The 13,612-nt window shown below is 70.2% G+C and carries 17 protein-coding genes; 14 read left to right on the top strand and 3 right to left on the bottom strand.

All coding sequences use genetic code 11. The features are described from left to right. The first annotated feature begins 20 nt into the window (after positions 1-20). The 8 genes from CHF16_RS25580 (at position 21) to CHF16_RS25545 (ending at position 8,028) form a co-directional block, all read left to right on the top strand. A complete protein-coding gene (locus tag CHF16_RS25580) occupies positions 21-614 on the top strand; it encodes a TetR/AcrR family transcriptional regulator (RefSeq protein ID WP_089328686.1) in 594 nt (197 codons plus the stop codon). Between the two features lie 64 nt (positions 615-678). Then, positions 679-1,170: a DUF5666 domain-containing protein gene (locus CHF16_RS25575; RefSeq protein ID WP_143228114.1), complete on the top strand. Its 492-nt coding sequence runs from the start codon at positions 679-681 to the stop codon at positions 1,168-1,170. Between the two features lie 67 nt (positions 1,171-1,237). Next, positions 1,238-1,930 (top strand): response regulator transcription factor, encoded by a 693-nt coding sequence (locus CHF16_RS25570; protein ID WP_089328684.1) that lies wholly within the window; start codon positions 1,238-1,240, stop codon positions 1,928-1,930. Then, positions 1,927-3,279, top strand: coding sequence for a sensor histidine kinase (locus CHF16_RS25565; protein ID WP_089328683.1), 1,353 nt, complete (start codon positions 1,927-1,929; stop codon positions 3,277-3,279). Before CHF16_RS25570 ends, CHF16_RS25565 begins: the two co-directional genes overlap by 4 nt. Before the next feature lie 104 nt (positions 3,280-3,383). Next, positions 3,384-4,367, top strand: coding sequence for an alpha/beta hydrolase (locus CHF16_RS25560; protein WP_089328682.1), 984 nt, complete (start codon positions 3,384-3,386; stop codon positions 4,365-4,367). Next, positions 4,358-5,215, top strand: a complete 858-nt coding sequence (locus CHF16_RS25555) for an SDR family NAD(P)-dependent oxidoreductase (RefSeq protein ID WP_089328681.1) — start codon at positions 4,358-4,360, stop codon at positions 5,213-5,215. The genes CHF16_RS25560 and CHF16_RS25555 overlap by 10 nt, the downstream gene beginning before the upstream one ends. 429 nt (positions 5,216-5,644) lie before the next feature. After that, on the top strand, positions 5,645-6,280 hold the full coding sequence (locus CHF16_RS25550; RefSeq protein WP_089328680.1) for an acetate uptake transporter: 636 nt from the start codon (positions 5,645-5,647) through the stop codon (positions 6,278-6,280). A 110-nt stretch (positions 6,281-6,390) separates the two neighbouring features. Continuing rightward, positions 6,391-8,028 carry an NAD(P)/FAD-dependent oxidoreductase gene (locus CHF16_RS25545; RefSeq protein ID WP_089328679.1) on the top strand — a complete coding sequence of 546 codons (1,638 nt, stop codon included), beginning with the start codon at positions 6,391-6,393 and terminating at the stop codon, positions 8,026-8,028. Between the two features lie 178 nt (positions 8,029-8,206). Here CHF16_RS25545 and CHF16_RS25540 read toward each other — a convergent pair whose 3' ends face one another. Next, positions 8,207-8,602 (bottom strand): DUF3592 domain-containing protein, encoded by a 396-nt coding sequence (locus CHF16_RS25540; RefSeq protein WP_089328678.1) that lies wholly within the window; start codon positions 8,600-8,602, stop codon positions 8,207-8,209. Between the two features lie 304 nt (positions 8,603-8,906). Between CHF16_RS25540 and CHF16_RS25535 the strand changes: the two genes are divergently transcribed. From CHF16_RS25535 to CHF16_RS25520, 4 genes are all read left to right on the top strand, one after another. Then, positions 8,907-9,302 carry a hypothetical protein gene (locus tag CHF16_RS25535; protein WP_089328677.1) on the top strand — a complete coding sequence of 132 codons (396 nt, stop codon included), beginning with the start codon at positions 8,907-8,909 and terminating at the stop codon, positions 9,300-9,302. 528 nt (positions 9,303-9,830) lie between these two features. Further along, positions 9,831-10,073 carry a dihydrofolate reductase gene (locus CHF16_RS25530; RefSeq protein WP_218826830.1) on the top strand — a complete coding sequence of 81 codons (243 nt, stop codon included), beginning with the start codon at positions 9,831-9,833 and terminating at the stop codon, positions 10,071-10,073. A 184-nt stretch (positions 10,074-10,257) separates the two neighbouring features. Then, on the top strand, positions 10,258-10,491 hold the full coding sequence (locus CHF16_RS25525) for a hypothetical protein (RefSeq protein ID WP_089328675.1): 234 nt from the start codon (positions 10,258-10,260) through the stop codon (positions 10,489-10,491). A gap of 209 nt (positions 10,492-10,700) precedes the next feature. After that, entirely contained in the window at positions 10,701-11,441 is a 741-nt protein-coding gene (locus tag CHF16_RS25520; protein ID WP_245869207.1) for a tyrosine-type recombinase/integrase, read from the top strand. Positions 11,442-11,704: 263 nt separating this feature from the next. Here the strand turns inward: CHF16_RS25520 and CHF16_RS40450 are convergent, their stop codons facing one another. Further along, complete coding sequence (locus CHF16_RS40450; RefSeq protein WP_179271696.1) at positions 11,705-11,875, bottom strand: hypothetical protein; 171 nt, start codon at positions 11,873-11,875, stop codon at positions 11,705-11,707. A 180-nt stretch (positions 11,876-12,055) separates the two neighbouring features. Here CHF16_RS40450 and CHF16_RS25515 point away from each other — a divergent pair, with 180 nt between their 5' ends. Then, complete coding sequence (locus CHF16_RS25515; RefSeq protein ID WP_089328673.1) at positions 12,056-12,544, top strand: hypothetical protein; 489 nt, start codon at positions 12,056-12,058, stop codon at positions 12,542-12,544. Then, positions 12,541-12,720 (top strand): hypothetical protein, encoded by a 180-nt coding sequence (locus tag CHF16_RS25510; RefSeq protein WP_089328672.1) that lies wholly within the window; start codon positions 12,541-12,543, stop codon positions 12,718-12,720. Before CHF16_RS25515 ends, CHF16_RS25510 begins: the two co-directional genes overlap by 4 nt. A gap of 404 nt (positions 12,721-13,124) precedes the next feature. Here CHF16_RS25510 and CHF16_RS25505 read toward each other — a convergent pair whose 3' ends face one another. Continuing rightward, complete coding sequence (locus CHF16_RS25505) at positions 13,125-13,391, bottom strand: GntR family transcriptional regulator (RefSeq protein ID WP_089328671.1); 267 nt, start codon at positions 13,389-13,391, stop codon at positions 13,125-13,127. Positions 13,392-13,612 lie beyond the last annotated feature (221 nt).

Here is a 13,612-nt window from a genome sequence, read left to right as displayed (position 1 = left end):
GCATGTGTTATACATGCCGCATGGAGCCTGTCAAGACCCGGCGCGAGCGGTACGTCGAGAGCACGCGCGCCGCGCTGCTCGGCACCGGCCGCCGGTTCTTCGCCGAGCGCGGCTTCGCCGCCGTCTCCGCCGAGGAGCTCGTCCGCGCCGCCGGCCTCACCCGCGGCGCCCTCTACCACCACTTCGCCGGCAAGCAGGGCCTGTTCGAGGCCGTCTTCGAGGACCTGGAGGCCCAGGCCGCCGACCGCATCACCGCCGCCATGGCCGCGACCGGCGGCGACGACGCGTGGGAGCGGGCCTCCGCCGGGATCCGGGCGTTCCTGGAGATCTGCTCGGACCCCGAGTACCGCGAGATCGTGCTGCTCCAGGGCCCCATCGCGCTCGGCTGGCGGCGGTGGCGCGAGCTCGACCAGCGCTACCTCGGCACCCTGCTGACCGACGGCCTCGACGCGCTCCTCGGCGCGGCGGGCCGGCACCGCGTCGGCCTCGCCTCGGCCGCCTTCTACGGCGCACTCACCGAGCTGGCCCTGTCCATCGCGGACGCGGACGACCCGGAGCGGGCCCGCGAGCAGGCCGTCCACCTGATCGGCGACATGCTGAACGGCATTCGGTGAACTCTCAGGTTTCTCCCAGGTTGCCCGGAGGTCTACTGCCAGGCGGCCCCGATTGCATGGCCTCATGAAACCCATGAGCATCGCGGCCGGAGCCGGCGCCGCCGGCCTCCTCGGGCTCGGCCTGTACGTCGCGGCCCCGGCCTTCGCCGCCGATCCCGCGCCGTCCGCCTCCCCCAGCGCGTCGCCCAGCGCGCACCCGGCTCGCCCCGGCATGCGGCACCCCGGCATGCGGCGCCCCGGTGAAGGCCGCCCGTTCCGGCAGGCGCGCGGCTTCCGCGGCGTCCACGGCGAGGCCACCGTCAAGGGCAAGGACGGCTTCCGCGTCACGGCCTGGCAGCACGGCAAGATCACGTCGGTGTCGTCCACCGGGGTCACCGTCAAGAGCGAGGACGGCGTCTCCTGGACGTGGGCGGCCAACGGCGACACGCGCGTCCGCAAGGACCGCGAGAAGGCCGAGCTCAAGTCCCTGGCCGCCGGAGACGAGGTGCTCGTCGCCGGCGAACGCTCGGGGAACACCCGCACCGCCCGCCTGATCCGCGTCCCCCGGCACCGCTAGCGCCGCGGGCGGCGGGCGGTACCTTCGGACGAAGGGTCCGTCCGCGAGCGAAGCGAATGAGGGGGCGATGAGCGAGAGCCGGCGGGTGCTCGTCGTGGACGACGAGGCCAACATCCGCGACCTCATCGAGGTCGCGCTGCGCTTCCACGGCTTCGCGACCGCCACCGCCGCCACCGGCGAGGAGGCGCTGCGCGCGGCCCGCCGGGAGCGTCCCGACCTCGTGCTGCTGGACGTCATGCTCCCCGGCACCGACGGCTTCGAGGTGTGCCGGCGGCTCCGCGCGGACGGCGACCAGGTCCCGGTGATCTTTCTGACCGCGAAGGACACGCCGTCCGACACCGTCACCGGCCTCACCCTCGGCGGCGACGACTACGTCACCAAGCCGTTCTCGATCGAGGCGCTGATCGCGCGGGTGCGGGCCGTCCTGCGCCGGACGGCCCCGCCCGCCGCCGCCCCCGCCGACACGGGCACCGTCCTGCGGGTGGCCGACCTCGAACTCGACGAGGAGCAGTGGACGGTCCGCCGCGGCGGCGTCGACGTCGACCTGTCGCCGACCGAGTTCCGCCTGCTCGCCTACCTGATGCGCAACGCGGGCGCCGTCCTGTCGCGCGGGCAGCTCCTCGCCGGCGTGTGGGGCTGGGACCACGGCAACCCGCAGGTCGTCGAGACCTACATCAGCTACCTGCGCCGCAAGCTCGACCCGCTCGGCGGGCCGCTGATCCACACCCGGCGCGGCATCGGCTACTCGCTGCGGCCATGACGCTCAACGCCCGGCTGCTCACCGGCCTCCTCGCCGTCACGACGGCCGGGCTCGCGATCATGGGCGCGGTGAGCGCGCTCGTCCTGAACGGCTACCTGATGCACCGGGTGGACGAGCAGCTCCAGTCCACCCGCGACCGCGCCGTCACCCGGCTGCTGCGCCCCGGCCTGCCCGGGGAGGGGGCGGCTCCCGCGCAGTTCGTGGTGCTGGCCGTCCGGCCGCCGGGGCAGGTGCGGGTCCTCAGCGGCGACGCCCCGGACCCGGCGTCGGCCGTGACCGCGATCGAGAAGCTCGGCATGGACGAGCTGGCCGCCCGCGCCCGCGACCTCGAACCGTTCTCGCTGCCGGGGCTGCGGGCCGTCGCGCGGCCGTGGCGCAACGGCATCGTCGTGGTCGCGGCGCCGCTCGCCGAGATCCACTCGGCGGTGCGGAACCTGGTGCTGTCGGAGGTCGCGACGGCCGCGCTGCTGCTCGCCGCGCTGATCGTGCTCGGCCGGTGGCTCATCGGCCGCGGCCTGCTGCCGCTCGACCGGATGGCCGCCACGGCGCACGCCATCACCGTTGGCGGCGACCTGCGGGCCCGCATGCCGGGCCCCGGCGACCGCACCGAGACCGCCCGGCTCGCCGCCGCGATCAACGTCATGCTGGAGCGGATCGAGCAGGCGTTCTGGGCGCGCAGCCGGTCCGAGGCCCGGGTCCGCGAGTTCGCCGCCGACGCGTCCCACGAGCTGCGCACCCCGCTGACCACCATCCAGGGCTACGCGGAGCTGTACCGGCACGGCGCCCTCGGCCCCGACGAGCTGCCGGACGCGATGCGCCGCATCGAGGGCGAGGCCCGCCGCATGAACGACCTGGTCACCGACCTGCTGGAGCTGGCCAGGCTGGACCGCGACGCGTCCCTCCAGCCCGTCCCGGCCGACCTCGCGGCCCTGGCGCGGGACGCCGTGGCGGACGCGACCGCCGCCGAACCCGACCGTCCCATCACGCTCGACGCCCCGGAAACCCTGGTCGCGACCGTGGACGAGGCGCGCATACGGCAGGTACTGGCGAACCTCCTGGCCAACGTCCGCGCCCACACACCCCCTGGGACGCCCACGACCGTCCGCCTGGCCCCGGGCCTGATCGAGGTGGCGGACGAGGGGCCGGGCATGTCGGCGGAGGACGCCGCCCGCGCCTTCGAACGCTTCCACCGCGCGGGCCGCGGGACGTCCGGGACCGGCCTCGGCCTCCCCATCGTCGCCGCCATCGCCGCCGCGCACGGCGGGCGCGCCGAACTCCGCTCCGCGCCCGGCGCCGGCACGACCGTCCGCGTCACGCTGCCCATGCCGGACGGCCCGCGCTCCCACTGAGCGGGACATCCGGGTGTCGGGGGCGGTGGCGTCCAGCACAGTCGGTCGTCGGAGGGTCCGTCCCGCAGGGGTCCGTCCCGCCCCGGAGCCAAAGGAACCGCAGCATGGCCGGCTGGAGTCATCGGTACGCGAAGATCAACGGCCTCGACGTCCACTACGTCGAACAGGGCACCGGACCGCTCGTCGTCCTGCTGCACGGCTTCCCGCACACCTGGTTCAGCTGGCGGCACCAGATCGGCCCGATCGCCGACGCGGGGTTCCGCGTCGTCGCGCCCGACATGCGCGGCATGGGGCAGACCAGCGGGCCGTCCGACCACCGCGAGTACGTCCCGGACCGGGTCGTCGCCGACGTGACCGGCCTCCTCGACCACCTCGGCGCGGAGAAGGCGGTGTTCAGCGGCCTCGACTTCGGCCTCTACGCCGCCTACGACCTCGCCTACCACCACCCCGAGCGCATCGCGGCGATCATCGGGCTGGAGAACCCGTTCATCACGCCGTCGGACGAGCCGCCGCTGGAGATCGCCGCGCGGCAGGGCCGCAGGCACTTCAACCACATCCACTACTTCACCGCCGACCCCGGTGCCGCCGCCCGGGACCTCGACGCCGCGCCCCGCGAATTCCTGCGCAAGCTTTTTTACGCGCTCTCCAGCGACTACCACTACCTCGACGTCTGGCGGAAGCCGCCCGGGACGACCTATATCGACGCCCTTCCGGAGACGCCGCCCCTCCCCTGGCCATGGCTGTCGGAAACGGAACTGGAGTTCTACGTCGCCGACTACAGCCGCAGCGGCTTCGCCGGCGGGCTGAACTGGTACCGGGCCATGGACCTTTCCTGGGAGTACCGGAAGCCCTATGCCGGACGGAAGAAGAACCCCGTCCCCTTCTATTTCATCGGAAGCGAGCAGGACGTCGACCTGGAGGCGTGGCACGGCCGCGACCCGCTGGACCATCTCGGCGACCACTACGACGACCTGCGCGCGGTCCGGATGATCAAACGAGCCGGGCACATGATGCAGATGGAGAAGTCCGGCGAGACGACCGCGGCGATGCTGGAATTCCTCGCGGCGGGGAGGAACGAATGGGTCTGACGGAGAACCGCGTCGCGGTCGTCACCGGAGCGAGCCGCGGCGCCGGGAAGGGAATCGCGCTGGCGCTCGGGGAGACCGGCGCGACGGTCTACGTGACCGGGCGGACGCGCACCGAGTCCGACCTGCCGGGCACGGTGCTCGCCACCGCCGAGGAGATCACCGCGCGGGGCGGCACCGGCGTCCCGGTGATCTGCGACCACTCCGACGACGCCCAGGTCGAGGCCCTGTTCAAGCAGGTCGAGCGGGAGTCGGGCACGCTGGACGTCCTCGTCAACAACGCGTTCACCATCCCCGACGGGCTGGCCAGCAAGGGCCCCTTCTGGGAGAAGCCGCTGGCGCTCCAGAGCATGTTCGACGTGGGGATGCGGTCGGCCTACGTGGCGAGCTACTACGCCGCTCCGCTGCTCATCAAGGACGATGGCGGGCTCGTCGTCAACACTTCTTCCTTCGGCGGCCGCTGCTACATGCACGGCCCCGCCTACGGCGCCGGCAAGGCCGCCGTGGACAAGATGGCCCACGACATGGCCGTGGACTTCAAGCCCCACAACGTCGCCGCCATCTCCCTCTGGATGGGCCTGCTCAAGACCGAACGGAACAAGGCGCTCTTCGAGGGCGTCCCGGACCGCTACCAGTCGTTCGCCGCGGGCGCGGAGACCCCCGAGTTCAGCGGACGGGTGATCGACGCTCTCGCCCGGCACCCCGACCGGATGCGCTGGACGGGCCAGGTGCTCATCGGCGCCGAACTCGGTGCGGAACTGGGCGTCGTCGACACCGACGGCAGCTCGCCCCGCTCCCACCGCGCCATGCTGGGCGACCCGCCGACCTACAGCGACGCCGTCGTCGACTGACCGTCCATCCGTCCAGGTCACGCCTTTTCGACATCTTGTCGATTATTAGCACGACCAACTCCAATGCCCCTCGGCCGAGGCAAAGATCGCCTCGACCGAGGGGCATTTCGCCGCCATGAGAAGGGCAGCGAGCCACCAAGAAAGCCACCTCAGAAGCTTCTGCACACCGCCACATCCCGACAATTCGACTTTGGGCGCATACGTATGTGGCGATAGGTCGGATATAACCTGAAAACGGGGCCCTGACCGGGCGGCTTGAGGGAAGTTATCATCCGAAACGGGGACCGCTCCCAGATAACGGTCTCCGCACTTCAGGACGCATCTGACGCCGTCCGAACCGCGCCTGACGGTGAGGTCGGATCACGATGGGGCGACGCCGGTCCCGTTCCCGACGGTGCGGCCTTCCCCGACGTCCGCCGAGGAGGCACCATGACCAACGTCGAGCACGAGCGCACCCCGCATTCACCGGCGGGGATCGCCGATCCCGCACCCCTGGGCCTCGCGGCCTTCGCCGTGACCTTGTTCCTGCTGTCCGCCCAGAACGCCGACTGGACCAACGGCACCGACGCCTGGCTCGGCTACGCCCTCAGCTACGGCGGGCTCGTCCTGATCCTGGCGGGCATGTGGGAGTTCCGTAACAGGAACGTGTTCGGCGCGACGTTCTTCGGCTCGTACGGGGGCTTCTGGCTCGGCCTCGGGCTGTACGCCGTCCTCCTCGCCGGCGGCGCAACCCCGGACCAGCAGACCAACGACCTCGGCTGGATCCTGCTGGCCTTCGCGATCTTCAACACCTACATGATGCTGTGGGCCACGCAGGTCAACCAGGCCGTCCTGGCGGTGTTCGTCGCCCTGGAGGCCACCGAGATCATCCTGTTCATCGGGAACTTCGCCGGCAGCGAGACCACGATCAAGATCGGCGGCTACATCGGCGTCCTCACCGCCGTCTGCGCCTGGTACGCCTCGGCCGCCAGCCTCATCAACGGCATGATGGGCCGCACCCTGCTGGGCGTCGGCCGCCCGATGTTCACCCACCTCCTCCCGAGCGGCGGATCCCACCCCCGCTGACCACCGGAGGCCCGTACCGGGCCCAAGACCCGACAAAGGGGACGCCCGTGCGCCGCTGATGGCGCCCGAGCCCGAGAACCGGCTCTGGACCAGTCATTACGCTGGTAGAGATGACGGCACCGGTCATCCTCGTGGTGGACCACGACCCGGGCTCACGGCGCGTCCTGCTCGCCGACCTGACGCGCCGACTGGGCGCCGTGTTCACCCTCAAGGGCGCGGGTTCGGCCGAGGAAGCACGCACCGCGCTGGAGGAAGCTGCACGGGAGGGGCAAGAGGTCGCCCTCCTCCTGGTGGACGACGCCTGCGGCGACATCCTGTCCCAGGCCCACGAACGGTACCCCACCGCCAAACGCGTCCTCATGGTGGACCGCGACTACACCTCGACCAGCCCGGCCGTCCAGGCGATCGCTCTCGGCCACGCCGACTTCCACCTCGTACGGCCCTGGACGAACGACGAATCGATGCACCGCGCGGTGAGCGAGTTCCTGTCCTCGTGGACGGAGGAGCGGGAGCCGGCCTTCGAACTGTTCCGCGTCGTCGGCCGCGCAGACGACCCCCGCGTCCGCCACCTCCGCGCCCTGATGGCGAGCTTCGGCCTGCCCTGCCTCGTCTACCCGCCCGAAGAGGAACCGGGCCGGGGCCTGCTGCGGGAAGCGGAACTGGAAGCGTCCCGGCTACCCGTGGTGATCCGCTACGACGGCAGGACCTTCGTGGACCCGCAACTCCCCGACCTCGCGTCCGCGATCGGAGTCAACGTCACCAACGACCTGGACGCCTGCGACGTCGCCATAGTCGGAGCCGGTGCGGCGGGCCTGACGGCGGCGGTGTACGCCGCGTCCGAGGGCCTCGACACCCTCCTGCTGGAACGGGCCTTCTCCGGCGGGCAGGCCGGAACCAGCCCCATGATCAGGAACTATCCGGGCTTCCCGCACGGCGTCTCCGGCGGGTACCTCATGGAGCGGACCTGCGAGCAGGCATGGCTGATGGGCGCCCACATCGTCTTCGCCCAGCAGGCCGTCGGCCTCGAACACCACGGCGACCACCGGATCGTCCGCCTGGCGGACGGCTCCGAAGTCAGCGCCCGCGCCGTGCTGATCGCCACCGGCGTCGACTGGCGGCGGCTGAACGTCCCCGGCCTGGACGCCCTCACCGGCGCCGGCGTCTTCTACGGCATGGCCGTCGGCGAGAGCCGCGCGATGCGGGACCAGGACGTCTTCATCGTGGGCGCCGCCAACTCCGCGGGCCAGGGCGCACTGCACCTCGCCAAGCACGCCCGCACGGTCACCCTGGTCGTCCGGGGCGACAGCCTGGCGAAGTCGGCGTCGGCCTACCTGCTGCGCGCCATCGAAACGACCCCGAACATCATCGTCCGCACCCGCACCGAGGTCGTCGGCTGCGACGGCCGCGGCCGCCTGGAACGCCTGACCCTCGCCGACCGGGCGGCGGGCACCACCGAACAGGTCCCAGCGTCCGCGCTCTTCATCATGATCGGAGGCGAACCCCACACCCGGTGGCTCCCGGACGCCCTCGCCACCGACGACCGCGGCTACGTCCTCACCGGCCGCGAGATCTACGAGGAGGCCCGCGACCTCTGGCCCCTCGACCGCGACCCCATCCCCCTGGAGACGAGCCTCCCCGGCGTCTTCGCGGCGGGAGACATCCGGAGAGGCTCGATCAAGCGGGTCGCCTCAGCGGTGGGCGAGGGCGCCACCGCCGTCCGCTCCATCCACGAGTACCTCTCCACGTGAGCCAGGCGCTCAGAGATCCGTGACCAGCTCGCCCCAGGCGTTCTTCGGGTCATCGGGATCGATGGCCGGATCGGTCGCGGCGGCCTTCCAGATGAGGCTTCTGACACAAGCAGTCCGATGCTGAGCCCTCTAGACACACAGCCGACTCAAGGACGCCGCCGCAGGTCGGCCATCGCGGTCACCCCAGAGTCGCGAACACGGACGGAGGGAAGACCGCGAAGAAAATGGTGCAGGCGATGCCGCCGTAGACGTAGATGGGATTAGGGGGAACCTCGGAGGCCAGGAGGAGATCCTTGGGGTGCTTGGGGTCGTAGACGATGGGCTCCCAGCCTCCCTCCAGGACGCGGTCGGGTTCATGGCGGATCGTGATGCTGGTGCCGTCGGCGGTGGTGAAGGTCAAGTCGTACTTCCGCAGCGTCCCGCGCCGCCGGAGGGAGTACCGCTCATACATCGCGCCGACCTCGGCACGAGTGCGTACTCCGTGGCGGGCCAGGTGGCGTCCCTTGAGGTAGTCCGGCAGGACGACGAGCAGAAAGACTACGCCGGTGAACCGCTCGACAATGGCCCAGACCATACCCACTCCCGATCGCCCGGAGGTCTTGGGATTGTGCCAGCGAAGGGCTCATCGAGGTATGGGAACGGCCAAGAACGGCCGGTCACGCCCGCATGATTTGCATGGCACCCGGTGCTCAGGACGTGCGTGACACGGGAGGTGCCTGACGTGAGATGCCTGGTGCGGGGCTGCGGAGCCAGAGCATCGCATCGCAGAGGTGCAACCCGGCGGGCGCCATCGATCGGGGGCCACTGCTCGTCGGCATACTGGCCGGAACCCTATGAGTGTTGAGGCTCATGGGGTTCAGGCTTGAAAGGGGCTTCCTGTGTTCTTGTCGCTGCCCACCGGCGCATGGGTACTGATCGCGGTGGGGGCCACCCTCGTCAATCTCGGCGCCATGCAGTGGATCATCCAGATACCGGAGTACCGGAGGAAGCAGTTCTGGCTCCCGGCCATCGGCATCATCGCGGTCGGCGCGCGAGGTCTCGCCCAGAGCCACACACTGGCCGAGACTCTGTACCTGTACGTGGCAGTCATGATCATGTTCCCGGTGATGCTCGCCCCGATCCGACGGCAGATCACCCGCGATTACTACCGATGGGTCGAGGACCCGACCACGAAAGTGGGCGGGGGCACAATGACCTGGATCGTGACCTCCATGATCGTCATGTTGCTGGCGATCGCCGCCGTCTGGGCGGTGGGAGTCAGCACCTCGGCCTGAACCGAGGTCCCGCACCACCTCTTGCGAGTAGGCAGCCGCCGCAGGCTCGCCTGCATCCTCGGGGCCGTCCTGCCCGTCGTTGTGGCAGCCTCACGGGCTGATCTTCGCAAGCGAGTGAGCGGGCGGGCCTCGGGCACTGGCATCCCCATGAGCTGCGGCAGCACTCGGGAGCCTCGCTGACGCCGACGCAGGCGCCCTCTGCGGGGCGTGATCGGCGCTCGTGACCCCCATGGGCACGCAAAAGCCCCCTTGCACGACCGCAAGGGGGCTCTGACCTGCTGTGGAGCCCTCCTAGTCGGCCCCCGGTTCCACACCCGTCCAAGATCGTCCGGGGTCGTTGTTAGCACTCGCGTTAGCACTCCCCCGCGCACCTTCACCACGGTCCGGAGTGCTCATTCGCGCGAACGGCGAGACGGTGCGACAGACAGATTCGCGCGAATGAGTGCTCCGGCTCGCGGGGGGCTGGGGGCTGCGAAGCAGGCTGCGAAGCCCCCGCTTCGGGCACGTCCAACCCCTGGCTTGATCCCCGTGAGCACCGATGCGGTGTCCGGAGACCTGTGGGTGATCGGTGGCGCGGGTGTGTACGAGGCGGCGCTACCGTTCGCGAATCGGATCGTCGTCACCGAGATCCGGGAGGTGTTCGACGGGGACACCCACGCGCCGGACGTGGGTCGCGCACCGGACTCCGTCGGGCCCTGGCAGGAGTCGGAGAACGGGCTGCACCATCGTTTCGTGACCTGGGATCGGCCGGACTCGGCATCCGCCGATTGACGTGAGCGATCGACGATGACGAGACTTGCTCCTTGTGACCTCTCCATGGGCCGGGCTTCGACGTGTACTGGCATTGACGGGTCTCTCGCTCGTCCTGGGTGCGGCTGGTTGCGGTGGCGCGACCACGGACGCCGACATCGACTGCGCACGCAAACTTTGGGGAGGCGAGAAGTCTCCCTGCACGGTGACCTTCGAACGCGGTGAGGGCAAGTCTCGCGCTGTGGTTCTCGGCACCGAGTTCGTGCTGGTGCAGGTCAACGAGGAGACCGACCAGATCACGTTTGAAATCGAGGGCACCCCGCTCATGGTCCGGACGGATGCCAGTGAAGTCCAGACCGCCACCAGCCCGTTGTTCTCGATCAGGTCGGTCGACCGGGACAAGGTCGTCGTCACGATGTCGGACAGCAGCGAAGTCTGAGGCAGACCGGAGGGCCCCCTAGTACGACAACGACAGGTCGTACTAGGGGCGGCCTCGGCCGGGCTGCGCGGCGGGACCGGACGGAACAGGCCGCATGCCCGGCGCGCAGAGCCGGGCGCGGTTGCCCCGGCGGACGGCGCGGCACCGGGCTCTCGCCTCGGACGGTCGCCTACGTCCACGCGGTGCTTCGTAAGGCGTTCGGTGACGCCGTGCTGGTCGACCAGGTCATACCGTCCAACCCGGTCGAGCGCGCTAAGCGGCCTCGGATGCGCCCTGCCGAACCCGGTGAGATCTGGACGCCTGCGATGCTGCGGGCCTTCCTCAAGGTCGCCGAGACTCACCGGCTCTCCGCCTTCTACCACCTGGCCGCGTACTCCGGTGCTCGGCGCGGGGAACTGCTTCACCTGCGGTGGCGTGATGTCGACCTCGACGGCGCAACCGTGCATATCAAGGGCTCGGCCTCGTTCATCGCCGGCGAGCGCATCGAAGGCACGACCAAGAGCGGCCGGTCCCGCACGGTCAGCCCCGATGCCGGGACGGTCGACGTCCTCAAGGCACACCGCAGGCGCCAACTCGGCGACAAGCTCAAGCTCGGCAAGTCCTGGAAGGGCGCCGACAAAGAAACCGACGGCTACGTCTTCGCCACCGGATGGGGCGAACCCGTCCACCCCGACACCGTCTCATCCCTCATGACGTCCCTGATCAAGCTCCACAACGCACCCAAGGACGGGACGTCACCGGCCGAACCCCCTGCGCACGCTCGGCTCCACGACCTCCGCCACATCCACGCAACGACTCTCCTCCTGGCGGGCGTCCCCGTCCACGTCGTGGCCGCTCGACTCGGCCACGCTGACCCGTCCATCACGCTCCGGGTCTACGCACACGTCGTCAATCAGCAGCTCGTGGAGGCAGCCGAGATCTTCGCCAAGCGAGTGGAGGACGCCGCCTAGATCAGATGCCCTGTTAGCAAGACCGTTAGCAAAAGCCCCCTTGCGGAAGATCGCAAGGGGGCTTTGACCTGGGCGCACCCGAAGGGATTCGAACCCCTAACCTTCTGATCCGTAGCCCTAGGCGAGAGGTTCGCCGAGGTTCGTGCAAGTCTGTGACCTGCGGGAACGTCCGTCAGTGAACCTCACGGGACTCTCGCGAACCTCGCCGCGTTGCTACACGCGTTGCTACATGCCACTCCCCTGGTGACCTGCGAGGTTGGCCCCTAGTCCTTCTTGCGCTTGCGGGCGTCGCGCCGCAACTCCTTCTCGACGGCATCGTTCACGACTTCGTTCGCCGAGGTCCCGTCGCGCTTGGCCTTGTCCTTTACCGCTTCCCACCGCCCGTCAGGCATCCGGATGCCGCGGACCTTGTCCTTGTGGCGGTCGTCCGCCATGAGCACCTCCCGTGTGGCTATCCACAAATGGTGCCCGACCTCTTGCGTTCTGGTCTAGTCGGACTTATCGTGTGGCTATCCACAAACTGTGGTCTAGCAGGCATCATGCTTGCAAACAGGGCGGCCCCGGACGCGGTGGTAGCGCACCGGCCGGGGCCTAGACAGGAAGGGCCTCCTGCCATGGGCAACAAGCCTACCGACCCCACCCCCGACGAGCAGCCCGTCACCCCGGAGGAGAGCGCGGCGGCGCTCGACCGGCTGGCCGCCAAGTACGGCGTCACGGCCGAGGTCGCCGCGATCCGCGCCTACCGCGCCCAGGACGACGACGAGCAGGGGGAGTGTTCAGTGGACACCCCCGACGACGCGACCGCCGGGAAGTCGGCGACGTGGCCGAACGGAGAGCCCGCGGGCGTGCGCGACATGGCGCGGCGGCTGGACATCGCGCGCCGGGCCGGCCGCCTCGCCGACGAGATCGAGCGGGAGTTCCGCGACGCCCGCGACGAGCGGATCACCGGCGCCGTCCACGCGACCGTCGACGGCCTGCGCGCCGTGTCGGCCGCGTGCCCGACCGCCGACGAGGACATGATCCTGCGGGCCGCTGAGCACGCGCACGCCGCGCTCTGCCGCTGCTACGACCTGGTGGTCGAGATCGAGCGGGGCGGCGCGTGAGCGGCCAGCAGACGGCAGGCGTCCCCACAATTTTGGGGACCGGCGACGCCGACCTGATCGAGCGACTGGAGCGCGCCGAAGTCCGCATCGAGCGTCTGTCGGCGATCCTCGCGGACCTGCTCGGTGAGGCCGTCCGGGAGCCTCAGCGCCAGCGCCCGCTGCGGGCGGTGAAGTAGCCGCGACGGTTACAAATGTAACCACGCCCCCGTCCTCGCGGCGGGGGCGTTCGCGTGTCTGCGACCCCCTGAAAGGGAGGCGCACCGGGCCGAGTTCGACACCTTCGAGGACTACTGCCGGGAGCGGTGGGGGTTCACGCAGCAGTACGCAACGAGCCTCGTTCGCGCGGCCGACCTCGCTGAAACCATGGTTTCAGCCGGGCTCCCCGCCCCTCAGACCGTTACCACGGTAACGGTCGACGGCCTCCCGGCCCCCACGTCTGAGCGACAGGCGCGCGAGTTGGCCCGCGTGCCCGAGCCGGAACGCGCCGGGCTCTGCCTGGTCCGTCGACCTGCGTATGGATGAGCACAACTCAGGTGGTCTGACCTGCGGCTTTGCCGGAGCGGCAACGCGGGTTGCCGGGTCACTCCTGCTCGTCGCCGGCGGCCGGGCGGTCCTCTGGCCGGGCGACGAACATCCCGCGGCCGACAGCGCCGACGAGGAGACCCTCGTCAACCAGGATGGCGGTAGCGGCGCGCACGGTCCGGTGGGTGACGCCGAACTCCTCGCACAGTGCCGACGTGGACGGGATGGCGTAGCCGGGCCGGTAGGTGCCATCAGCGATGCGGGAGCGCAGGATGCCGGCGATCTGTCGGTAGATCGGTTCCGGCCCCAGGAACTCGTACGCCATGCCGTAAACGGTATTTGACGTGCGCTAATGCTCATTAGGGGTGGCCCGGAGTGGCAGGATGTCCTAAGAGGTGTACAGGTGTGGCGAGGCCGCGTAGCGTGACCGCCACATCACCAACTTCGGGAGGGACCCCCGATGGACACACCACAGCTCGACGGCTGGACCGTGCGGCGGCACGACACGGCGCCCACCTGGACGGCGGACCGGCGCGGCGGCCTGAC

Source organism: Actinomadura meyerae (genome assembly GCF_900188445.1).
GTDB lineage: Bacteria > Actinomycetota > Actinomycetes > Streptosporangiales > Streptosporangiaceae > Spirillospora > Spirillospora meyerae.
Note: the sequence above shows the minus strand (reverse complement) of the source record. Positions and strands in the feature narration are given on the sequence as shown.